The organism is Rhodobacter maritimus, from assembly GCF_058747975.1.
Genome location: NZ_CM179095.1, coordinates 703212 through 726080, shown reverse-complemented (window position 1 = coordinate 726080; position 22869 = coordinate 703212). Strand labels below are relative to the sequence as shown.

19 protein-coding genes and 1 riboswitch are annotated in these 22869 nt (G+C 66.4%); of the genes, 2 read left to right on the top strand and 17 right to left on the bottom strand.

From position 1 onward, the window contains the following. Nucleotides 1–133: 133 nt before the first annotated feature. The 6 genes from metK to miaB form a co-directional block, all read right to left on the bottom strand. Nucleotides 134–1300 (bottom strand): methionine adenosyltransferase, encoded by a 1167-nt coding sequence (gene metK, locus AC4PTO_RS03615; RefSeq protein WP_492731973.1) that lies wholly within the window; start codon nucleotides 1298–1300, stop codon nucleotides 134–136. A 7-nt stretch (nucleotides 1301–1307) separates the two neighbouring features. Then, nucleotides 1308–1357: riboswitch (SAM-SAH riboswitch) on the bottom strand. Nucleotides 1358–1367: 10 nt separating this feature from the next. Beyond that, nucleotides 1368–2930, bottom strand: a complete 1563-nt coding sequence (lnt, locus tag AC4PTO_RS03610; RefSeq protein ID WP_492731971.1) for an apolipoprotein N-acyltransferase — start codon at nucleotides 2928–2930, stop codon at nucleotides 1368–1370. Beyond that, nucleotides 2927–3832, bottom strand: coding sequence for a hemolysin family protein (locus AC4PTO_RS03605; protein WP_492731969.1), 906 nt, complete (start codon nucleotides 3830–3832; stop codon nucleotides 2927–2929). The genes lnt and AC4PTO_RS03605 overlap by 4 nt, the downstream gene beginning before the upstream one ends. Nucleotides 3833–3870: 38 nt before the next feature. Then, nucleotides 3871–4377 (bottom strand): rRNA maturation RNase YbeY, encoded by a 507-nt coding sequence (gene ybeY, locus AC4PTO_RS03600; RefSeq protein ID WP_492731967.1) that lies wholly within the window; start codon nucleotides 4375–4377, stop codon nucleotides 3871–3873. Continuing rightward, on the bottom strand, nucleotides 4361–5377 hold the full coding sequence (locus AC4PTO_RS03595) for a PhoH family protein (RefSeq protein ID WP_492731965.1): 1017 nt from the start codon (nucleotides 5375–5377) through the stop codon (nucleotides 4361–4363). The genes ybeY and AC4PTO_RS03595 overlap by 17 nt, the downstream gene beginning before the upstream one ends. A 197-nt stretch (nucleotides 5378–5574) precedes the next feature. Then, nucleotides 5575–6906: a tRNA (N6-isopentenyl adenosine(37)-C2)-methylthiotransferase MiaB gene (gene miaB / locus AC4PTO_RS03590; protein WP_492731963.1), complete on the bottom strand. Its 1332-nt coding sequence runs from the start codon at nucleotides 6904–6906 to the stop codon at nucleotides 5575–5577. A gap of 138 nt (nucleotides 6907–7044) precedes the next feature. Between miaB and AC4PTO_RS03585 the strand changes: the two genes are divergently transcribed. Beyond that, nucleotides 7045–7917 (top strand): glycosyltransferase family protein, encoded by an 873-nt coding sequence (locus AC4PTO_RS03585; protein WP_492731961.1) that lies wholly within the window; start codon nucleotides 7045–7047, stop codon nucleotides 7915–7917. Between the two features lie 16 nt (nucleotides 7918–7933). Here AC4PTO_RS03585 and ilvD read toward each other — a convergent pair whose 3' ends face one another. The 10 genes from ilvD to AC4PTO_RS03535 all read right to left on the bottom strand — a co-directional run bounded on the left by ilvD (nucleotide 7934) and on the right by AC4PTO_RS03535 (nucleotide 19092). Next, nucleotides 7934–9772 carry a dihydroxy-acid dehydratase gene (gene ilvD, locus AC4PTO_RS03580; protein WP_492731959.1) on the bottom strand — a complete coding sequence of 613 codons (1839 nt, stop codon included), beginning with the start codon at nucleotides 9770–9772 and terminating at the stop codon, nucleotides 7934–7936. Between the two features lie 99 nt (nucleotides 9773–9871). Beyond that, the gene (pta, locus tag AC4PTO_RS03575) at nucleotides 9872–10915 is read right to left on the bottom strand and encodes a phosphate acetyltransferase (protein WP_492731957.1); all 1044 of its coding nucleotides are present in this window, start codon (nucleotides 10913–10915) and stop codon (nucleotides 9872–9874) included. Between the two features lie 3 nt (nucleotides 10916–10918). Beyond that, entirely contained in the window at nucleotides 10919–11929 is a 1011-nt protein-coding gene (locus AC4PTO_RS03570; protein WP_492731955.1) for a YeiH family protein, read from the bottom strand. Between the two features lie 70 nt (nucleotides 11930–11999). After that, the gene (gene xsc, locus AC4PTO_RS03565) at nucleotides 12000–13781 is read right to left on the bottom strand and encodes a sulfoacetaldehyde acetyltransferase (protein WP_492731953.1); all 1782 of its coding nucleotides are present in this window, start codon (nucleotides 13779–13781) and stop codon (nucleotides 12000–12002) included. 25 nt (nucleotides 13782–13806) lie between these two features. Then, nucleotides 13807–15204, bottom strand: coding sequence for an NAD(P)/FAD-dependent oxidoreductase (locus tag AC4PTO_RS03560; protein WP_492731950.1), 1398 nt, complete (start codon nucleotides 15202–15204; stop codon nucleotides 13807–13809). 34 nt (nucleotides 15205–15238) lie between these two features. Next, nucleotides 15239–15628, bottom strand: a complete 390-nt coding sequence (locus tag AC4PTO_RS03555) for a nuclear transport factor 2 family protein (RefSeq protein WP_492731947.1) — start codon at nucleotides 15626–15628, stop codon at nucleotides 15239–15241. Nucleotides 15629–15646: 18 nt separating this feature from the next. Next, nucleotides 15647–16138: a universal stress protein gene (locus AC4PTO_RS03550; RefSeq protein WP_492731945.1), complete on the bottom strand. Its 492-nt coding sequence runs from the start codon at nucleotides 16136–16138 to the stop codon at nucleotides 15647–15649. Nucleotides 16139–16148: 10 nt separating this feature from the next. Then, nucleotides 16149–17489, bottom strand: a complete 1341-nt coding sequence (locus AC4PTO_RS03545) for a TRAP transporter large permease (protein ID WP_492731943.1) — start codon at nucleotides 17487–17489, stop codon at nucleotides 16149–16151. Then, the gene (locus AC4PTO_RS03540) at nucleotides 17489–18022 is read right to left on the bottom strand and encodes a TRAP transporter small permease (RefSeq protein ID WP_492731941.1); all 534 of its coding nucleotides are present in this window, start codon (nucleotides 18020–18022) and stop codon (nucleotides 17489–17491) included. Before AC4PTO_RS03540 ends, AC4PTO_RS03545 begins: the two co-directional genes overlap by 1 nt. 59 nt (nucleotides 18023–18081) lie before the next feature. Next, nucleotides 18082–19092, bottom strand: a complete 1011-nt coding sequence (locus tag AC4PTO_RS03535; protein WP_492731939.1) for a TRAP transporter substrate-binding protein — start codon at nucleotides 19090–19092, stop codon at nucleotides 18082–18084. 121 nt (nucleotides 19093–19213) lie between these two features. On the opposite strand from AC4PTO_RS03535, the gene pdxR reads away from it, so the two are divergent. Continuing rightward, entirely contained in the window at nucleotides 19214–20695 is a 1482-nt protein-coding gene (pdxR, locus tag AC4PTO_RS03530) for a MocR-like pyridoxine biosynthesis transcription factor PdxR (RefSeq protein WP_492731937.1), read from the top strand. A gap of 74 nt (nucleotides 20696–20769) precedes the next feature. Here pdxR and AC4PTO_RS03525 read toward each other — a convergent pair whose 3' ends face one another. Continuing rightward, entirely contained in the window at nucleotides 20770–22830 is a 2061-nt protein-coding gene (locus AC4PTO_RS03525) for a TonB-dependent receptor domain-containing protein (protein WP_492731935.1), read from the bottom strand. Nucleotides 22831–22869 lie beyond the last annotated feature (39 nt).

Below are 22869 nucleotides of genomic sequence, written 5' to 3'. Positions count from 1 at the left end.
GCCCGCGCGCAACCCCCGCATCTTCAGAGCGAAAATATCCCCGCCGGAGGCTCCCGCAGCCGGCCCGGGGGCGCCACATCACTTCGGGGCGCAACGGCGAAACGCGCGGGGGGCACCCCCGCGCGTTCGGGCATCAAAGCGCGGCCTTCAGCGCCTCGGTCAGGTCCGTGCACTCCCAGCTGAAGCCGCCATCGGCCTCGGGTGCGCGGCCGAAATGGCCATAGGCGGCCGTGCGCGCATAGATCGGGCGGCACAGATCCAGATGATCGCGGATCCCGCGCGGCGTCAGATCCATGCATTGCGCCACGGCGCGCTCGATCTCGGCGTCGGGCACCGCACCGGTGCCATAGGTATCGGCATAGATCGACAGCGGCTTGGCCACGCCGATCGCATAGGACAGCTGGATCACGCATTTGCGCGCAAGCCCCGCGGCCACGACGTTCTTGGCCAGATAGCGCGCCGCATAGGCGGCCGAGCGGTCGACCTTGGTCGGATCCTTGCCGGAAAACGCGCCGCCGCCATGCGGGGCCGCTCCGCCATAGGTATCCACGATGATCTTGCGCCCGGTCAGGCCCGCATCCCCGTCCGGCCCACCGATGACGAAGGTCCCGGTGGGATTGACCCACCATTCCGTCTCGGGCGTAATCCAGCCCTCGGGCAGAACCTCGGTGATATAGGGCTCCACGATGGCGCGGATGTCGTCACTCGTCTGCGCGGCATCCGCGTGCTGCGTCGACAGCACAATCGAGCTTACGCCCACGGGCCGGCCACCCTCATAGCGCACCGAAAGCTGGGACTTGGCGTCGGGGCGCAGCGTCGGCTCGATCCCCGCCTTGCGCACCTCGGCCAGGCGGCGCAGGATCGCATGCGAATAGAGGATCGGCGCGGGCATCAGCTCGGCCGTCTCATCGGTGGCATAGCCGAACATGATGCCCTGATCGCCCGCGCCGTCCTTGTCGACCCCTTGCGCGATATGGGCCGACTGGCGATGCAGGAAGTTCTGCACCGAAAGCGTGTTCCAGTGGAATTCGTCCTGCTCATAGCCGATATCGCGCACGCAGTCGCGCACGATGCCGTCGACCTCATTCATGAAATCGTCAAGCTTCGCGCCATCCGACAGCCCCACCTCGCCGCCCACGATGACACGATTGGTCGTGGCAAAGGTTTCGCAGGCCACCCGCGCATTCCGCTCCCGCGTCAGAAGCGCGTCGAGGATCGCGTCGGAAACCCGGTCGCAAACCTTGTCTGGGTGCCCCTCCGAGACGGACTCGGAAGTGAAGATGTAGTTCTGTCGTGCCATTGGGAAGTGCTCCATTCATGAAATCCCCGTCACGCCAGGAAGCCGTTGTGACGGTTGTTCGGCCTGCCTAGACGGTGCGGCGGGCCGGGTCAATGGCTTTGCGGCGCACTGCGGCAAGAGCGCCCATCGCGCCAGTCAGCACCAGAAGCACCGGCAGATCGCCAAGCCGCGCATAGAGTGTGACCGGAAGCGCGGCGGGCAGGTCGGCATCCACCACGCCCGCCCGGTCCAGCCCGAGCGCGGCCACCACCCGCCCCCTTGCGTCGATCATCGCCGAGATGCCGGTATTGGCGGCACGCGCCAGCGGAAGGCCCGTCTCGATCGCGCGCATGCGCGCCTGCGCCAGATGCTGCCAGGGTCCCGACAACTGGCCGAACCACGCATCGTTCGTGGCCTGCAAAAGCCAGTCCGGCCGCGCAGGCACGGCGCGCAGATCCTGCGGAAAGACGGCCTCGTAGCAGATCAGCGGCTGCACCCGACCCAGATCGCCCAGATCCAGAAGCGCGGCCCCCGGCCCGGCGGTATAGCCATTGCCCGCCTGCGCGGCAAAGGCGCTCAGCCCGAACCGCGCGGCCAGATCGCCGAAGGGGACATATTCGCCGAAGGGCACGAGGTGGAACTTGTCATAGACCGCGCGCGGCACGGCATCGGGGCCGATCACCGCAAGGCTGTTGAAATAGCGCAGCCCCTCGGAGCGTTGCACGCCAAGCGCCACGGGAACCCCGCCCGCCGCCTCGGCGATCATCTCCAGCCCGTCGCCGGGCCGGTCCAGAAGGAAGGGCACCGCGGTTTCGGGCCAGATCACAAGGTCGGGGCGCCGCTCGGCCGGTTCCGCCGTCAGGTCGAGATGGCGGTAAAAGAAATCCAGCCGGTATTCGGGCAGCCATTTGAGGTGCTGCGGCGCATTGGGCTGCACAAGGCGCAGCCGGATCGGGGCCTCGGGATAGGCCACCGCCTCCGAAAGCGCGCGCTGCCCCGCCAGCCACAGCCCGCCCGCCACCGCCAGCGGCACCGCCGCAACCAGCGCCGCGGGCCCGCGTCCCGTGCCGCGCGCCACCAGAACCACCGGGAAAAGCGCCAGCAGCGTGCTCAGCAGGCCAAGGCCGATCGGCCCGAAAAGCGCGCCGGCCTGCGACAGCGGCGTGTCGATCCAGATATGGCCCTGAAGCACCCAGGGAAATCCGGTAAAGACGTAGGAGCGCACGGCATCCGCCCCGGCAAGCGCCAGGGCCATGGCGAAGGCCCGGCTGCGCAGGCCCCAGCCGATGCGATGGCCAAGCCACAGGGGCACGGCCCAGAACAGCCCCATCCCCGCCGCCATCAGAACCAGCGCGAAAGGTGCCATCCAGCCATAGACCTCGGGCTCGACGAAGAACGGCTCCACGATCCAGTAAAGCGTGACGCAGGCAAACCCGAAGCCTGCCGCAAAGCCCTGCCACCCCGCCCGGGCCGCACCCGGCGCGCGCGCACCCGCCCAGATCACCCCGGCCAGCCCCGCAAGGGCCGCCAGCCACCAGCCCACCGGCACCTGCCCCAGCCCCGTCACCGCCCCCAGCAGCGCACAGGCCGCAAGCAGCCGCCATCCGGGCCGGGCCGGTGCATGCAGGAAGGCGGGCAGGCGCGGCCTCATTCCGCCGGGGCCACACCCGGCAGGCGCACGCGCAGGCGCTTGATGCGGCGCGGGTCGGCGTCGATCACCTCGAACTCCACCCCGTTCTCCATCACGATCACCTCGCCGCGCGCGGGCACGCGCCCGATCTGCATGAAGACGAGCCCGCCAAGCGAGTCGATATCCTGATTCTCCTCGGCATCGGCCAGGCCCATGCCGATCTCGGCCTCGAACTCGGCCAGGGGCGCGCGGGCCTGCACCAGATACTGGCCCGGCTTCTCCTGCGACCAGAAGCCGCCCTCGGCCTCGTCATGTTCGTCCTCGATCTCGCCGATGACCTGCTCGATCAGGTCTTCCAGCGTGACCAGCCCGTCCACCCCGCCATATTCGTCGATCACCAGCGCCATGTGGATGCGCTGCGCCTGCATCTTTTGCAGCAGCACCCCGATCGGCATCGAGGGCGGGACATACAGCATCGGGCGCAGCATCTTGCGCACCGAGAACCGCCCCGTCCCGGCATTGCCGAAGCCGTATTCCAGCGCCAGATCCTTCAGGTGGACAAGGCCAAGCGGCGTGTCGAGCGTATCCTTGAAGACCGGAAGGCGGGAAAAGCCCTGTTCCCGAAACACCTCGACCAGCTCGTCACGGTTGATGGTGACCGGCACGGCGACGATCTCGACCTTGGGGATGGCGACATCGCCCACCCGCATGCGCCGCAGGTTGCCAAGCCCCGGAAGCGCCGGCACGGGCGGCGCGACGGCCGGCTGCATCGGGAATTCGGGATCGGATGGGGTCAGCGCCCCGATGATGCGTCCGAAAAAACCGCGCGAGGCCCCGGCCTCTTGCGGACTCTCTGCCTCTTCCCCGCCCGAAGGCGCGGCAGAAGCGGCTGCGGTGGTAGCACCGTCTGCGGCTTGTCCCATCTGTCCTTTCCAAATTCACCTGCCATCAGCAGATGGCGTCACTCATATGGGTTGGCAATACCCAACTGCGCAAGAATGCGGATTTCAGCCTGTTCCATCAAGGCGGCATCCCGATTGCGCATGTGATCGTATCCCAAAAGATGCAGCACGCCATGCACCAGAAGATGGATCACATGATCCCGCGCGGGCTTGCCCTGATCAAAGGCCTCGCGCAGGCAGGTCTCGTAGGCGATGGCGATATCGCCAAGGCTCTCGGGCATTTGCGCCATGCCGGGCGCGGGGCGGTCGGGCGCGCCGCCGTCCTCGGCGGCTCCGCGTTCCTGCGCGGGCCATGAGAGCACGTTAGTCGGCGCGGGCTTGCCGCGGAAATCCGCGTTCAGCACCGCGATCCGGTCATCGGCACAGCCCAGCAGGCTGATCTCGAACCCCTCGGCGGCAAGGCCGAGATCGGACAGGACGGCATGCGCGGCCGTTTCGGCAAGGGCGGGCAGATCAAGCCCGTCCCACCGCGCATCCTCGATCAGCGTATCAACCAGCATCTCCATCCGCGCGGTCATAGGCCTCGATGATGCGCGCGACAAGGGGATGGCGCACCACGTCCTTCGCGGTGAAATAGTTGAAGCTGACGCCCTTCACCCCCTCAAGGATCCGCTCGGCATCCGCCAGCCCCGAGGCGGTGCCGCGCGGCAGGTCGACCTGGCTGCGATCGCCCGTCACCACCATGCGCGAGCCCTGCCCCAGCCGGGTCAGGAACATCTTCATCTGCATGGTCGTGGCGTTTTGCGCCTCGTCCAGCACCACGAAGGCGTTGGACAGCGTGCGCCCGCGCATGAAGGCCAAGGGCGCGATCTCGATGCGCTTTTCCTCCATCAGCTTGGCCAGCTGCTTGGCGGGCAGGAAATCGTTCAGCGCGTCGTAAAGCGGCTGCATGTAAGGATCGACCTTGTCCTTCATGTCGCCGGGCAGAAAGCCCAGACGCTCGCCCGCCTCTACGGCCGGGCGCGAAAGGATGATCTTGTCGACATGCCCGCCGATCAGCATGGTCACGCCCACGGCCACGGCCAGATAGGTCTTGCCGGTGCCCGCCGGGCCGATCCCGAAGGCCAGCTCATGCTCGAACAGGTGCTTGACGTAGTGCTTCTGCGCCTCGGTCCGCGGCTCGATCTGCTTCTTGCGGGTGCGAATTTCGTAGCGCCCCGCGGCGAACATCTCGAGCTGTTCGTCCAGCGGCACGACATCGCCACCCAGATCGCCCATGCGGATCACCGCGTCGATCTCGGCCGCGTCGACCGGGCGGCCCTGCTCAAGGCGCGCATAAAGCTGGGTCAGGACCGCGCTTGCCTGCGCCTGCGCCTCGGGCGTGCCGACCACGGCAAGCTGGTTGCCGCGGCGCAGGATATGCACCGAAAGCTTGTGCTCGATCTGGGCCAGATTACGGTCAAACTCTCCGCACAGATCGATCAGCAGCCGGTTGTCCGGAAATTCCAGCAGCGTTTCATGCGCATCCTGGGAACGGGGCGGGGGGGTTATCGCGCTAAAGCCCAAAAAGCATCTCCCTGGCAAAGTTCGATACAGATATGGTGCCTGCGCTTGGGTTCATACGCAAGCCTTGGTTCACATGCGCGTGCACAGCGCCCAAAATTTCATCAAAGCATCACATTAAGGCCCGCCGCGCCGCCCGCCTGCGGGCAGCGCCCGAAAAGAATCGCCGCAAAAGGCGCCGCCCCCGGACCGCCCGCCGCTCAGCGCGCGACGATTTCCCCGGCAAGCGAGTTCGGCGCGCTCGAGACGATGCGCACACGGGCCAGATGGCCGGGCGCCAGCCCCTCGGCGTGGACATGCACGGCATGCAGGTAATCGGACTTGCCGACCCATTGCCCCGGCAGCCGTCCGGGCTTTTCGAACAGCACGCCGACCTCGCGGCCGACCATGGCGTGTTGCGCCGCGCGCTGCTGCTCGGTGATCAACGCCTGAAGGCGTTGCAGCCGCGCATCGGCCAGTTCGGCCGCAACCGGCGCACGATCCGCCGCGGGCGTGCCGGGACGGGCCGAGTATTTGAAGCTGTAGGCCATGCCGTAATTGACCGCGCGGATCAGGCTCAGGCTGTCCTCGAAATCGGCGTCGGTCTCGCCGGGGAAGCCCACGATGAAATCGCCCGACAGCATCATGTCGGGGCGCGCGGCGCGGATCCGCTCGATCAGGCGCAGGTAATCCTCGGCGGTGTGCTTGCGGTTCATCGCCTTCAGGATGCGGTCGCTGCCCGACTGCACCGGCAGGTGCAGATAGGGCATCAGCTTGGGCTCCTCGCCATGCGCGGCGATCAGGTCCTCGGTCATGTCGTTGGGATGCGAGGTGGTGTAGCGGATCCGCTCCAGCCCGTCGATGCGCGCAAGCGCGCGGACCAGGCGGCCCAGGCCCCAGTCGCCACCCTCGCCCTGACCGTGATAGCCGTTCACGTTCTGGCCCAGAAGGGTGATTTCCTTCACGCCCCTGTCCACAAGCTTCTGCGCCTCGGACAGGATGCGCGCCACGGGGCGGCTGACCTCGGCGCCGCGGGTATAGGGCACCACGCAGAAGGCGCAAAACTTGTCGCAACCCTCCTGCACGGTCAGGAACGCCGTCGGACGCGCGGTCGCGGGGCGCTCGGGCAGGTGGTCGAACTTGTCCTCGGCGGGAAACTCGGTATCCACCGGATGCGCCCCGGCCTCGACCGCGCGCACCATGGCCGGCAGCCGGTGATAGTTCTGCGAGCCGACGACCAGATCCACAAGCGGCATGCGGCGGCGGATCTCTTCGCCCTCGGCCTGCGCCACGCAGCCCGCCACGCCGATCTTCAGATCCGGCCGCGCCGCCTTGAGCGGCTTGAGCCGGCCCAGATCGGAATAGACCTTCTCGGCGGCCTTCTCACGGATGTGGCAGGTGTTCAGCAAGACCATGTCGGCCTCGGCCGCGTCCTCGGTCAGCACATAGCCCTCGGCGCCCATGGCCTCGGCCATGCGCTCGCTGTCATAGACGTTCATCTGACAGCCATAGGTCTTGATGTGCAGCTTCTTCGGTCGGATCTGATCGGCCATGCTGGTGCCCCCGCGCTGAACGGCAGGGCGCGTGATACCGCGAAACCCCCTGCCCCCGCAACCCGCCCGCGCCCGCAATCGCCCACGCTTGCAATCGCCGGGGGCTTGGCCGATCTTGGCGCAAACGAAAGGCGGGACATGCGGCACGCGTCATTGCAGGCTTTCCTTACCGACAGCGCGGCGGTGCTTGCGCGCGGGCCGGTGGCGTTGATCCTGGTCGAGGATCTGATCGAGGTCGAAAGCACGATCCGCCACCACCTGGCACTGGGGTTCCGCACGGTTCTGGCGATGGCCTCCGCGGCGCTGGACCTGCCGCCCGATCTGGAAGGACGCATCCACCTTATAGGCTGCGACATGCATGCCCCGAACGGGCTAGGCGATACAGTCAACCGCGTCATCGCCGCCTGTCCGCCCGGCACCTGGCTTTATTACTGCTATAATGCCGAATACCTCTTCTTTCCTTTCAGCGAGACCCGCTCGGTGCGCGAGTTGCTGGCCTTTCATACCGAGGAACGGCGCGATGCGATGCTGTGCTATGTGGTCGATCTTTACGCACCCGACCTGTCGCGCCACCCCGATGCCGTCAGCCTGTCCGAGGCGCAGCTGGATCGCTCGGGCTATTACGCGCTTGCCCGCCCCGATCCGGCCAATTCCGGCCACCCGAAGGAACGGCAACTGGATTTCTTCGGGGGCTTGCGGTGGCGGTTCGAGGAACATGTGCCCGCCGACCGGCGCAAGATCGACCGGATCGCGCTGTTCCGCGCGGCCAAGGGGCTGAAACTGCGCCCCGACCACACCTTCAACAGCGAGGAATACAACACCTATGCCTGCCCGTGGCATCACAACCTGACGGCCAGCATCGTCTCGTTCCGGGTGGCCAAGGCGCTGAAGCTCAATCCCGGGTCGACCTATGACATCCCGACCTTCCACTGGCACAATTCGGTGCCGTTCCGCTGGCAGTCGCAGCAGCTCATGGATCTGGGGCTGATGGAGCCCGGCCAGTGGTTCTAGGCCGGGCGATCCGATCCTACTTGCCGGGCAGCACGCGCACCCCGCCCATCGCGGCGGACGAGGCCAGAAGCGCATAGGCCCGAAGCGCGGTGGAAACCGCGCGCGGGCGCGGCGCGGCCGGCCCCCAGGGCAGCGGCCCCTTGGCCGCGCGCCGCGCCGCCAGCGTCGCTTCATCCACGGCAAGATTGATGGTGCGCTCGGGGATGTCGATCTCGATCCGGTCGCCGGTTTCCACAAGGCCGATCAGCCCGCCCTCGGCCGCCTCGGGCGAGACATGCCCGATCGACAGCCCCGAGGTGCCGCCCGAGAACCGCCCGTCGGTCAGCAGCGCGCATTTCTTGCCCAGCCCCTTCGATTTCAGATAGCTGGTGGGGTAAAGCATTTCCTGCATGCCCGGCCCGCCCTGCGGCCCCTCGTAGCGGATCACCACGACCTCACCCTCCGAGACCTTGCCGGTCAGGATGCCCGAAACGGCATCGTCCTGGCTTTCAAAGACCTTGGCCGTGCCGGTGAATTTCAGGATCGATTCATCCACACCCGCGGTTTTCACGATGCAGCCATGCTCGGCGATATTGCCAAACAGCACCGCAAGCCCGCCATCCCTGGTGAACGCATGTTCGACCGAGCGGATCACGCCGGCCTCGCGGTCGCGGTCCAGCTCTTTGTAACGGTTCTGCGTCGAGAAGGCCTGCGTGGTGCGCACGCCGCCCGGCGCGGCGCGGTAGAACTGCTCCACGGCGGGATCGTTCGCCGTCATCACATCCCATTTCGCAATAGCCTCGGCGAGGGTGTCGGAATGCACGGTCCGCACGTCGCCATGCAGCAGCCCGCCGCGCATCAGCTCGCCCAGAATGGCCATGATGCCGCCCGCGCGGTGCACGTCTTCCATGTGCACGTCCTGCTTGGCGGGCGCGACCTTGGACAGGCATGGCACCTTGCGGCTGAGGCGGTCCATGTCGTCCATGGTGAACTTCACCTCGCCCTCATAGGCGATGGCCAGCAGGTGCAGAACGGTGTTGGTGGACCCGCCCATGGCGATATCGAGGCTCATGGCGTTCTCGAAGGCCTCGAAGGTGGCGATGTCGCGCGGCAGAAGGCCCGGCTCGTTGCCCTCGTAATGGCGCTTGGTGATCTCGACGATCTTGCGCCCGGCCTCAAGGAACAGCTCCTTGCGGTCGGCATGCGTCGCCAGCATGGAACCGTTGCCCGGCAGCGCAAGGCCAAGCGCCTCGGCCAGGCAGTTCATCGAGTTCGCCGTGAACATGCCCGAGCACGACCCGCAGGTCGGACAGGCGGCCTTCTCGATCGCCTCGACCTGCGCGTCGGTATAGTTGTCATCGGCCGCCACCACCATCGCATCGACCAGATCGAGCGCATGTTCCAGATCGTCGATCGTGACCTTGCCGGCCTCCATCGGGCCGCCCGAAACGAAGATGACCGGAATGTTCAGCCGCATCGCCGCCATCATCATGCCGGGCGTGATCTTGTCGCAGTTCGAGATGCAGACCATCGCGTCGGCGCAATGGGCGTTGACCATGTATTCCACCGAATCCGCGATCAGTTCACGCGAGGGCAGCGAATAGAGCATGCCGTCATGGCCCATGGCGATGCCGTCATCCACCGCGATGGTGTTGAACTCCTTGGCGACGCCCCCGGCGGCCTCGATCTCGCGCGCGACCATCTGGCCCAGATCCTTGAGGTGGACATGGCCCGGCACGAATTGCGTGAACGAGTTGACGACCGCGATGATCGGCTTGCCGAAATCCCCGTCCGTCATGCCGGTCGCGCGCCAAAGGCCGCGCGCGCCCGCCATGTTGCGGCCGTGGGTCGATTTGCGGGAACGGTAATGGGGCATGGCTGTCATCCGTCTGTGGCTGATCCTCCGGGCCGCGCCCGGCTTTGGCGTTAGTTAGCGCAGGATTGCACGGATGAACAGGGCCACCCCGCGCGCCCGTCAGTAATGGCGCGCGGGGCCAAGGCCAAAGCGCTCGGGCACGGCGGGGTTGCGCGCGGCCTGCGCCGCCGTCACGGCGATGGTGGCGATCACGTCGTCGACCGAACAGCCGCGCGACAGGTCGTTCGCGGGCAGGGCCAGGCCCTGAAGGATCGGCCCGATGGCCGTCAGCCCGCCCAGACGTTCGGCGATCTTGTAGCCGATATTGCCCGCCGCAAGATTGGGGAAGACAAACACGTTGGGCGTGGTTTTCAGCCGGCTTGCGGGGGATTTGCGGGCCCGGATCGTCTCGTCGAGCGCGGCGTCGAACTGGATCTCGCCCTCGATCTGCAAGCCGGGATCGGCCGCACGCACGATGGCAAGCGCCTCGCGGATTTTCGACAGGCTTTCGTGTTCGGCAGATCCGGCGGTCGAAAAGGACAGAAGCGCGACGCCTGGTTCCGCCGCCAGAAGCTGGCGGCAGGTCTCGGCCGAGGCAAGCGCGATGGCGGCCAGTTCGGCGGCGTCGGGCTCGACCACAAGGCCGCAATCGGAAAAGATCATGCCGCCCCGGATCTTCGCCTCGGGCGCGCAGGCCAGCATCAGGAAAAAGCTCGACACCGTCCTGATGCCCGGCTGGCAGCCGATCACCTGCAAGGCCACGCGCACGGTTTCCGCCGTGGTGGCGACCGCGCCGCCCACGGTGCCGTCGGCATGGCCCAGCCGCACGCGCAGCGCGGCATGCACCATCGGGTTCGCCACCGCCGCGCGGGCCACCTCCGGCGTCACGCCCCTATGGGCGCGCAGCCGGTGATAGGCCTCGGCGAGCGCGTCGAAATCCGGCGTCGTGGCGGGGTCCTCAAGCACGATCTCGTCCGGGCGGGCACCAAGGCCCGCCAGCCCGGCCCCGACACGCGCGCGGTCGCCCAGAACCACCACCCGCGCCAGCCCCTCGCGCGTGGCGCGCAGGGCCGCGGCCTGAATGCGGGGATCCTCGCCCTCGGGCAGGATGATGGTGCGCGGATTGGCGCGCGCGGTCTCGAAGATGCGATCTAGCGGTTTCATGGCTCATCCCAGAAAATGCAGGCCGGCAAGAACGTAGCCGCCGATGAAGACGGTCTCGGCAACGATCAGCCAGATCGCCCCGCCGCCCACATCCAGCATCTTGCCAAGCGATGTCTTGATGCCCACCGCCGCGATCGAGATCAGCAGCGCCCAACGCGAGACCGCGCCCGCCATCTCGGCCGCCCAGCCGGGGATCAGGCCCAGGGAATTGGCCGCGGCAAGCACCAGAAACCCCACCACGAAGGACGGCAGCAGCGGCGGGCGCCTGCCCTCGGCCACACCGCCCGCACCGCTGAGCCGGATGACCAGCGATGCACCCAGCACGACAGGCGCCAGCATGGCCACGCGGATCAGCTTGACCAGCGTTGCGGTTTCCCCTGTCTCGGGCCCGATCGAGAAGCCCGCGCCGACGACCTGCGCCACGTCATGGATCGTGCCGCCAAGAAAGACGCCGCCGCCCCGCGCATCGAACCCCAGCGTGCTGGACAGCATCGGATAGATCACCATCGCCAGCGTCGACAGCACCGTGACCGACAGCACGGTGAAAACCAGGTCACGCTCGGATTTGTCGTGGCGCGGCAGGATCGCGGCGATCGCCATCGCGGCCGAGGCCCCGCAGATCGCCACCGAACCGCCGGTCAGAAGCGCGAAGCGCCAGCTGCGGCCCACGAACCGCGCCGCAACGAAGCCGAAGGCGATCGTCGCCAGAACGCCGGTGATGACCAGCGCGATCAGCTCGGCCCCCAGCCCGGCCAGCATGTCGACCGAGATCCGCGCGCCCAGAAGCGCCACCCCCAGGCGCAGCACCGTGCGCGATGTCACCGCGATCCCCGGCCCGGTCGGGCTGCCCTCTTCGGCCAGAAAGTTGAGCGCGAGCCCCAGAAGCAGCGCCATCAGCATCGCGGGCGCGCCGTAATGCTCGGACAGGAACTGCGCCGTGGCCGCGACAAGCACCGAGACCATGAAGCCGGGAAACAGCGTGCGCAGATAAGACGACGGAAGGGCTGCAAACATGAGCGAAGTCCTGCAAGAAGGGCCGGGGAAGGCCGGCGGCCGGAAACCCGGCCGCCGGCAAGCTCGGGGATCAGACGGCGCCGGCCTGCGGGCGCATGTCCTTCGGGTCGATCCCGGCCACCACGACCGGTTTCTTCATCGCGTCGCGGCGGAAGGGCTCGCCCAGTTCCTGGTTGAGAAGCACCTCGATGAAGGTGGTTTCCCGGTTCTTCATCTGCCGCTCCACCGCCTTGCGCAGCTCTTCGGTCAGATCCTGGGCCGAGCGCACCTGAACCCCGTGCGCGCCGCAGGCCCGCGCGATGCCGGCATAGCTCGTGTCACGGTCCAGTTCGGTTCCCACGAAGTTGTTCGCATACCACAAGGTGGTGTTGCGCTTTTCCGCGCCCCACTGGTAGTTCCGGAAGATCACCATGGTGATCGCGGGCCAGTCGTCGCGGCCGCAGGCCGTCATCTCGTTCATCGAGATCCCGAAGGCCCCGTCGCCGGCAAATCCGATCACCGGAGTGTCAGGCTGGCCGATCTTCGCGCCAAGGATCGCGGGGAAGCCGTAGCCACAGGGCCCGAACAGGCCGGGGGCCAGGTATTTGCGGCCCTTCTCGAAGGCCGGATAGGCGTTGCCGATCGCGCAGTTGTTGCCGATATCGGACGAGATGATCGCATCGTCGGGCATCGCGGCCTGAATCGCGCGCCACGCCTGCCGGGGCGACATCAGGTCCGCGTCGCGGCTGCGCGCCTCTTCGTTCCAGACGGTGCCGGGATCGTCCTCTTCGTGATCGAGCGAGCTGAGCTCCTGCGCCCAACGCGATTTGGTCTGCGCGATCATCTCCCGGCGCGCCTTGCGGCCCTCATCGCCCGCGGTGCCCGAAAGCTGCGCAAGGATCCCGCGCGCCACCTTGCCCGCGTCGCCCTCGATCCCGACGCTGACCTTCTTCGTCAGGCCGATGCGGTCGGCGTTGATATCGACCTGGATGATCTTCGCCTCCTTGGGCCAGTAGTCGATGCCATAGCCCGGCAGGGTCGAGAACGGATTGAGCCGCGTGCCAAGCGCCAGCACGACATCGGCCTTGGCGATCAGTTCCATCGCCGCCTTGGAGCCATTGTAGCCAAGCGGCCCCACCGCCAGCGGATGCGAGCCGGGAAAGCTGTCATTGTGCTGGTAGTTCGAGCAGACCGGCGCATCCAGCCGTTCGGCCAGCTTCGCAAGATCCGCGATCGCCCCGGAAAGCACCACGCCCGCGCCCGACAGGATCACCGGGAAGCGCGCCCGGGACAGAAGCCGCGCGGCCTCGGCCACGGCCTCTTCGCCGCCCGCGGGGCGCTCGAAGGTCACGATCTGGGGCAGGTCCACGTCGATCACCTGGGTCCACATGTCGCGCGGGATGTTGATCTGCGCGGGGGCCGAGCCGCGGCGGGCCTTCAGGATCACGCGGTTCAGCACCTCGGGGATGCGCGAGGCGTCGCGCACCTCTTCCTGATAGCAGACGCTGTCGGTGAACAGGCGCATCTGCTCCATCTCCTGAAAGCCGCCCTGCCCGATCGTCTTGTTGGCCGCCTGCGGGGTGACCAGAAGCATCGGCGTGTGGTTCCAGTAGGCGGTCTTCACCGCGGTGACGAAGCCCGTCACGCCGGGGCCGTTCTGGGCGATGGCCATGGCCATCTTGCCGGTGGCGCGGATATAGCCGTCGCACATCAGGCCGCCATTGGTTTCATGGGCGCAATCCCAGAAAGTGATGCCCGCCTTGGGAAACAGGTCCGAAACCGGCATCATCGCGGAACCGATAATGCCGAAGGCATGTTCGATCCCGTGCATCTGGAGCACCTTCACGAAGGCTTCTTCAGTCGTCATTTTCATGGTCTTCTCTCCTGTTCGCGCGGGGTCAGCCGCGTTCGTCCTGATAGTGGTAAAGCTTGTAGAGGCCCCATTGCCCAAGCCGCCGAAACGGCGTCTTCCAGCCCTCGTGGGGAAGCTCGTTGCGGAAGATCGGAAGGTTCGGCACATCGCCGTCGCGCCCGGCGACCATCTGCGCCATGCGCCGGCCGGCCTGCGCCGAATACATCACCCCGTTGCCGCCATAGCCAAGCGCGTAATAGGCGTTGGGCAGGCCCGGCATGGCGGTGATGCGGGGCATCATGTCATGGCTGACATCGACCCAGCCCCACCAGCTGTAATCCAGCGGGATGCCGCGCAGGGCGGGGAACTTGCGCGCAAGCCCCTCGCGCAGGCCGGCCAGATGGGCGGGGTTGTCCGCATCGCGCCCCGTGATCGCCGCGCGCGAGCCGATCTGGACCCGGTTGTCGGGCAGCAGGCGGTAATAGTGGCGCAGCGTGCGCGTATCGGTCAGCGGCGAGTGCACCCGGAAGCCGCAGGCCTCCAGCTCGGCCGCGCTCAGCACCCGCGTGGTGATCGAGTTCGACATGATCGGCATGATCCTGTCACGCAGGCGCGGATGCAGGCTGCGCGGTGCATAACCCGCCGTCGCCACCGCGACCGCACGGGCGCGCACGGTCCCGCCCGGCGTGCGCAGATGATGCACGCCGTCCTTCGTTTCCCAGGCCTCGACGGGGCTGTCGACATGGATGCGTGCGCCCAGTTCGCGCGCCGCCCGCATATAGCCGAAAGCCAGCTTCGCGGCATGGATGGCGGTGCCGTCGGGTTCCCACATCGCGCCATGGGCTTCCATGTCGCGCACCGCGGTCTGGTGCAGCTCGTCCCGGCTCAGCATGCGCGCGCCATACCCGAAGGTGTCGCGCAGCAGCGCGGCTTCCTTCGCAAGCCTGGGCATCATCCAGCCCTTGTGCGCGATGTAATAGTGGCCACCATCCTGCGGCGCACAGTCGATCGCATGGTCCCGGATCAGCCCGCGGAACAGCTCGAACGCCTCGACAACCTCGGCATGCAGCCCCTTGGCGACATCCAGGCCCCAACGCTCGATCCACTGAGACCGCTTGAGCCGCCCCGACGAGATCTGCGCCTGCCCGCCATTGCGGGTCGAACAGCCATAGGCCACGCCATTGGCCTCCAGCACATGCGCCTTGATGCCGAATTCCTTGGCAAGGTGCAGCGCGCAGGAAAGGCCGGTATAGCCCGAGCCGATGACCACGACATCCACGTCCATATCGGCCTGGACGGGGCCATCGTCTTCGGGCGGCGCGCCCGCCGTGCCGATCCAGTAGGTCGGTGCGTATTCGCTGCCCCGGCCGATCCTTGCATCGGTCATCGGGTCGTATTTCGGGTTGTAGGGCGCAACCGGGCGCCGCGCGGTCGAGGCTGTCATGGCCGTGACTTTCTTCGGTGGAGTGCGGGGAAAACTATTCGGCGTCGAGAACCGGGCGCTGCTTGCGGAAGGCCTGCTTCATCACCAGCTTGCCGTCGCGGATGGTGAACAGGTCGACCCCCTGCGCCTCGGTCCGGCGGCCTTCGGCATCGGTGCCGCGGAAGGTCCATTCCGAAACGCCGCGGTCGCCGTGAACGAAATGCCGGTGATCGGCCCATTGGGCATCGGGCATCGCCGCCCAGACGCCGACAAAGGCCCGGGCGATCGCCTCGCACCCTTCGATGCGCGTTCCGTGGACCTCGGGGCCGGCGACGGTGGTGAACACGCACTCCTCGGCGAAATGGGTCATCACGGCGTCGATATCATGGCGGTTGAAGGCGTCGAAGGTGGCCTTCAGGTCATCGGCGGTCAGGGTCTTGGTCATCGGGTCGTCCTTTCGGTTTCAATCTTCGGCATAAGGCACGATCAGCGTGGGGATGCGCGCGCGGCGCAGCACCCGCTTGGCAACGGTGCCCAGGAAGGTGTGGGAAATTCCGTGGGCATGGCTGCCCATCAGGATCATGTCGGCAGGCAGGCTTTCGGCGCGGCGCAGGATGGCCTCGGCGGCGAAACCCTCGATCACCTCGATCTCGTCCACGCGGTCGCGCAGCACCTTTTCATCCGAGGGCATCTGTGCCCAGAACCCCTCTTGCCGCTCGTTCAGCAGATCGCGGGCATTCTCGAACCGCCGGTTCAGGGCCTCTTCGCGCAGCTTGGGATCGCTGATGAAGAATTGCAGCGTAGTCCGTGCATCCTGGCTCATCGGCTCGACCGCGTGCAGGATATGCAGCCGCGCATCAAGCGCCCGGGCCAGGCAGACGGCATAGCGAAACGCGTAAACCGAGGTGTTCGACAGGTCCGTCGCGTAGAGGATCGTCTTGATTTCCTTGATCATTCCATCCTCCTCAGTAGCCAAGAGCGCGCGGCAGCCACAGCGAGATCTGCGGGAAACAGGCGATGATGTAGATCGCGATCGCCCCGGTGATGGCGAAGGGCAGCGCCCGCATGGAAATCTCTTCCATCGAGACGTTCGAGATACCCGCGGCGATGAAGAGGTTTTCGCCCAGGGGCGGGGTCTGGAACCCGATCGAAAGCGTGCAGATCATCACGATGCCGAAATGGATCGGGTCGATCCCCATCTGGTAGGCCACCGGAAGCATGACCGGCACAAGGATCATGATCGCGGCCAGCGTCTCCATGAACATGCCCACGATCAGCAGGAAGAAGATCACGAGAACCCAGATCACATATAGGCTGTCGGTCATCGACAGCATGCCGCGCGCCAGCACGGCGGGTACGCCGTTCTCGACCAGGATGCGCCCGAAGATCGTTGCGGTGAACAGCACCAGAAGCACGCGGCCCGAAAGCCAGGTGGTGGTTTCCAGCGCGGCGATCATCTGGCGGATGTTCAGTTCCCGATAGATCACGACACCGACAAAGAGCGTGTAGAAGATGGCCACGATGGCGGCCTCGGTCGGGGTGAAGATCCCCGTATAGATCCCGCCCAGAATGACCAGCGGCGCCATGATCGCCCAGAAGCCCTTGTAGCTGGCCTGCACGATCTTGCGCAGCGACAGCCGCTCGGACGAGCCGCGATAACCGGCGGCACGGCACCGCACCCAGTTGTTGAGCAGAAGCACACCCGCCATCAGGCAGCCCGGAAAGAAGCCCGCAAGGAACAGCTTGGAGATCGACACGCTCTGGAACGGGCCGAATTTCTCGACCGCTTCGACGGGCGCCTGAAGCCCCATCGCCGAGATGCCGAAGATGACCATCGGGATCGACGGCGGAATGATGATGCCAAGCCCGCCGGAGGCCGCCGTGACCGAGGCCGCATAGCCCCGCGCATAGCCCGCCCGCGCCATCGCCGGGATCATCAGCATGCCGACCGCCGCCGTCGTCGCCGGGCCCGAGCCCGAGATCGCCCCGAAGAACAGGCACGCCATCACCGTCGCCGCCGAGATCCCCCCGGTGAACGGACCGGCCAGCGTTTCGGCCACCGCGATCAGCCGCCGCGACAGGCCCGCGGCCTCCATCAGCGCGCCGGCAAGGATGAACGAGGGCAGCGCCATCAGCGGGAAAGACCCCACCGAGGACCAGGCCATCTGCACCATCTTGATCGGGTTGTCGCCCAGATACCACATCGAGGCCAGCGCCGAGACGCCCAGCGCCACGGTGATCGGCGCCCCCAGGACCATCAGGAACACGAAGGTTCCGAACAGGATTTCCACCAGATAGCTGTCCATCACGCGCGCCCTCCGGGGATGTCGTCGATGCCTTCGACCTCGACCTTGTCGGGATCGCGCGGGTCACGCCCGAGCACGAGCTTCATGTAATTCACCTGGAGGATGCGGATCGTCATCAGCGTGAAGGCAACCGGCAGCACCAGATAGACCCAGCGCATCTGCCAGCCCAGCGTCTGCGCCTTCACGAAGGGCTTGAGCATCGAGATGAAGCTGATCGACTGCCAGATGAACACGAGGTTGAAGCCGATCCAGATCAGATCGCCCAGCGCCTCGATCAGCCGCGCGCGGCGGCGGTCCAGCGCATTGAGATGGAACGAGATGCGGTTATGTGCCGCCATGCGCGCCGCGTAGCTGGCCCCGAAATAGGCAAACCAGACGAACAGGATGACCGAAAGCTCTTCGATCCAGGTGATCGAAGTGCCAAACACCTGCCGCGACACGATCTGCGCAAAGAGAAGGCAGACGAAAACGGCCAGAAGTATCTGACAGACATAGCTTTCCAGCTTGTCGAGATGACGCCAGAACGAAGACATTTTGGAACCTGTCGGGTAAGGTTTCGGGTCGGGGCCGGCACGGGCCGGCCCCGCGCGGGTCACTCGACCGTGTCGCGGCCAAGCGCGCCCAGGACGTTGTTGAGAACCTCCTTGCCGCCGATGGAGTCATAGAATTTCGGCCAGACCGTCGCGGTCGCCAGGTCGATGAATTCCTGCTCGCCATCGGCCGGGTCCGAGATTTCCATCCCGCGCGCGGTCAGCTCTTCCCGGATCTTGGTTTCCTCGGCCCGCAGGAAGGCGCCCGAGGCCAGCGTGGCCTCTTTGCCGGCATCCAGAACCTGCTGCTGCTCGTCCGCCGAAAGCGACTGGAACAGGCTTTCCGAAACGATCAGCGGCTCGATCGAGAAGATGTAGCGGATGTTGGTGACATATTTCTGCACCTCGTCGAACTTCATCGCATAGACGGTCATGTAGGGGTTGTCCTGACCGTCCACGACCTTCTGCTGAAGCGCGGCGAAAGTTTCGCCCCAGGCCATGGGGGTCGGGTTCACGCCCCAGGACTTGTAGGTCTCGATCATGATCTCGTTCTTGGGAACGCGGATCACGAGGTCTTGCAGGTCGGCCACCGTGGTGACGGGGTGCTTCGAGTTCGTCAGGACCCGGAACCCGGAATAGGCCCAGCCGATGATGCGCACGCCCGCATCCTCGATCGTCCGCTCGACCATCTGCTGGCCGATCTCGCCCTGCGTGATTGCCTCGGCATCTTCCAGCGACAGGATGACATAGGGAAGCGTCAGCGTGCCCACCGAAGGCGAGAACGGCGTGATGTTGTTGATCGCAAGGATCGAGAAATCGAGCGTGCCGGTTGCGGCGGCGGTCACGGTGTCCTGCTCGTCGCCAAGCTGGCCGTTCAGGAAAAGCTGCGCGCTATGCGCGCCGCCGGTCTTCTCTGACAGCGCCTTGACGAAGGCAAGGCCAAGCGCCTCTTGCGTGCCGCCCGCACCGTCCCCGACGGCCACGCGAAAATCCTTTGCCTGAGCCGACAGCGCCGTGGTGAGCAGAAGTGCGGCAACAGCGGCGCCCCTGAGCGCCTTGAAGGTGATTGACATGTATCTCTCCCTGATTTGGCCGAATCTCCTCCCCGGCCATGCGCATCATTGTCAGCAACGGCGCGGCGTGGTTATATCCAGTTTCAAGCGCATTTAAGTCCAGATCGGGGAAGGTGTCGGCGTGGGCGTGAAAGGCCGGATGGCGCCCGAGGTGTTCTTCATCGACCGCAGCGACCGACGCTCGTTGCAGATGCAGCTTGCCACCTCGATCGTGGCCACGATCCTGAATGCCCATGCGCCCCCCGGAACGCGCATGCCCTCGACACGGGCGCTTGCCGCGCATCTGGGGATTTCGCGGCTGACGGTGACGCTGGTCTATCAGGATCTGGTCGCACAGGGCTATCTGGACCCGCTGCCGCGGTCGGGCTTTGTGGTGTCGCACAAGGCGCCGCTGCGCCGGATCGCGCCGGAACGGGATGAACGGCCCGCCCATCCCGTCGACTGGTCAGGCTGGCTTCAGACCGATCTGAACACGCGCCGCCACATCACCAAGCCGCGCGACTGGCGCAGCTATCCCTATCCGTTCATCTACGGGCAGGTCGATCCGCATCTGTTCGACCATGCGGCCTGGCGCGATTGCGCGCGGCGCGCGCTTGGCACGCGCGATTTCACCGAACTGGCCGATGACCGCCTGGCGCGGGACGACCCGGTTCTGGTGGATTACATCCGCGCCAACACCCTGCCCCGGCGCGGGATCAGCGCCCGCCCCGAAGAGGTGCTGATCACCCTTGGGGCGCAGAACGCGCTGTGGATCGCGGTGCAGCTTCTGGCGCGGCAGAACCGCGTGGCCGTGCTGGAAGATCCCGGCTTTCCCGATTTCGCCGAGGCGCTGCGCTTTGCCCGCATGCCCATCGAATACCTGCCCGTCGATGCGCAGGGCCTGAACCCCGAACGGATCCCCGAAAACGCCGGGCTCGTCTTCGTGACGCCCAGCCACAACATCCCCACCGGCACGACGCTGCCGCTCGCGCGGCGGCGCGCGCTGTTGCAGCTTGCCGATCAGCGCGACTTTCTCGTCATCGAGGACGATTACGAATACGAGATGAGCTTTCTCGAACCGCCCTCCCCTTCGCTGAAGTCGCTCGATGGCGCGGGGCGGGTGATCTATGTCGGCAGCTTTTCCAAATCGCTCTTTCCTGGGCTGCGGATCGGCTACCTTGTCGCCCCGGTCGAGTTCATCCGCCAGGCCCGCGCGCTGCGCGCGATGATGCTGCGCCATGCGCCGGGCCACATGCAGCGTGTCACCGGCTATTTCCTGGCGCTCGGGCATTATGACGCGCATGTGGTGCGGCTGCGCGAAACCTTCCGCAAGCGGCGCGAGGCGCTTGTCGCGGCCCTTGGCGAGACCGATTTCACCATCGCGGGCGCGGCCCGTCATGGCGGATCAAGCCTTTGGGTCGAGGGGCCCGAAGGCGTGGACAGCTCGGCCCTTGCCCTGAAGCTGGCCGAACACGGCGTGCTGATCGAGCCGGGACGACCATTCTACTCTGCCCCGCCCGAGATCTGCCGCTGTTTCCGCATGGGCTATTCCTCGATCGACGAGAAGAAGATCGCCGAAGGGGTCGCCATCATGCAGGCCTGCCTGGACGATGCCGCCGGCTAGGCCGGCACGAAGACCGGCAGGGCCAGGATACGCAAGGCGCGCACAGCCGCGCGCGCCCTGCAAGGTGCCTGTCCTCAGAACCTGGCTTCGAGTTTGACATAAACCGTCCGGCCCGGTTCATTGATCCGCGTCAGCGTGGTATCGAACACGTTCGCGCGGCTCAGGTGATCGGAATAGACCTTGTCGGTGACGTTGTTGACCCCCGCCAGCAGCATCACGCGGTCATTGAACGCGTAGCTGCCGAACAGGTCGAGCGTGCCGTAGCCGGGCGTCACCCCGGCGTCGCGGGACGGGTCGATCCGGTCCTGTTCTGCCGCCCAGTTCAGCCGCGCCCCAGCCCGCCAGGCATCGCGCCCGTAAGAGGCCGTGATCCTGCCCTGAAGCGCCGGGATCTGCGCAAGCGCGCGATCGTCGGTGCGGTTCTGGCCGCGCGTATAGGTCAGATCGCCCGCAACCTCGAAGCCGTTCTTCGCCCAGCTTCCCGACAGCTCGACCCCCGAAAGCTGTGCCGAGACGTTGCGATAGGTCGTCACCCCGGCAACCGAGAAGGCATCGCGCAGGATGTAGTCATCGACACGATCGACATAGGCGGTGGCGTTGAAGCTCCAGTTGTCCTGCTGCGTTTCGATCCCGACATCGATCTGGTGGTGCTTCTCGGGCGCGATGTCGGGGTTGCCGACCCAGTTGCTGCGCCCCATCGCGCGTTCATTCGCATCCGCCGTGCGGACCGAGCGCGACAACCCCGCGAAAACCTTGGTGCCGGGGGCAAGTTCATGCTCCAGCCGGATCAGGCCGCCAAGATTGTCTTCGCTGCGCGGCGCGTCGAAGGTCGTGCCGTATTGCGCGGTATAGAAGGTATTGGGCGCGGGCGCCGCATATCCCGCGATCCCGCCCGCAGCCCCGGCCGTGGCGCGCACATGGTCATAACGCGCGCCCAGCTTCAGCGTGGTCTTGTCCGACAGCGCGGTTTCCGCCTCGCCGTAGATGCCGGTCTGGGCGATCGTCACGTCAGGCCACGAGAGCGAGCGCGCCATGCCGGGGGCCGAGGCCTCGATCATGCCGAGCATGCCCGCCATACCGCCATACCCGATCGCACGACGCTCATTCGACTGATAGTCAAAGCCCAGTTTTGCCTTCGTCGCGCCGAACGCGAACTGTGCCTCAAGCGTGGCGCCGGTGGTGTCCGAGGTGGTCGGCGAGCGCATCAACATTCCCGCCGCAGGGCGCAACGAGTAGTTGTCCATGACGTGATCCACCTCGCTGCGGTAGATCGTGCCCTCGATCCGCCTCAGCGCCCCCAGATCAAGATCGACCCCACCGCGCAGGCGATAGACCCAGGTATCCGACAGCGGGCTGTCCATGCCCGCCCCGGCGAAAAGCACGTCCTCGGCCTTGTCGTTCTCGATGTCGAAGGCAAGCTCCAGGCCGTCCTTCTTGTAGCCAAGCGTCAGGCCCGCGCTTTGCTGGTCATAGGCGCTGCGCACCTCGTTGCCGGCGCCGTCCTCATAATTATCGGCGGTTTTGTATTCGGCCGAGCCTTTCAGGTAGAAGCCGTTGCCAAGGTCCGTGGCGATGCTGCTGCCGGCCTCGAACGCCCCGCTGTTGCTGGTTCCGCCGATCGAGAAATCGCCGCTGATCCGCCGGGCCGGGTCGAAGACCGGCGCCTCGCGCTCAAGCCGGACGGTGCCGCCGGTGCCGCCTGCGCCGTTGGTCACGCTGGAATAGCCACGCTCGACGATCACGCGGTCGGCGCGGGAAAAGGCTGCGGTGCTGGTGGGCGGGTCCATCCGGTTGGGACAGCCGCCATAGGTCAGCGCGCCGGCGTCGATGATGTTGAGCTGGTTGGCCTGCTGGCCGCGGATCACGATATCGAGCCCGTGGCCGCCCATGCGGCTTGCCGTGACGCCGGGGATCGTGGCCAGCACCCCGCCCCCGTCCATTGCGGGCGCGTGGTTCTGGTGCCTGGGCGAAAAGCTGTAGCTTGTGCCCGTGGCGGTGCTCATGGCCCCCTGGACAAGGATCGGGTCAAGCACCGTCGCCTCGGGGGCGGTGCCCTCCTGCGCGAGGGCCTGGCCGGAGATGGAGCAAAGAAGAACTGCGGTCGCGCTCAGGCGCACCGTGGAATTGCGTGTCATGGGTCTGTCCCTTGTAGACGTGTTCGGATGCGCAGCCGG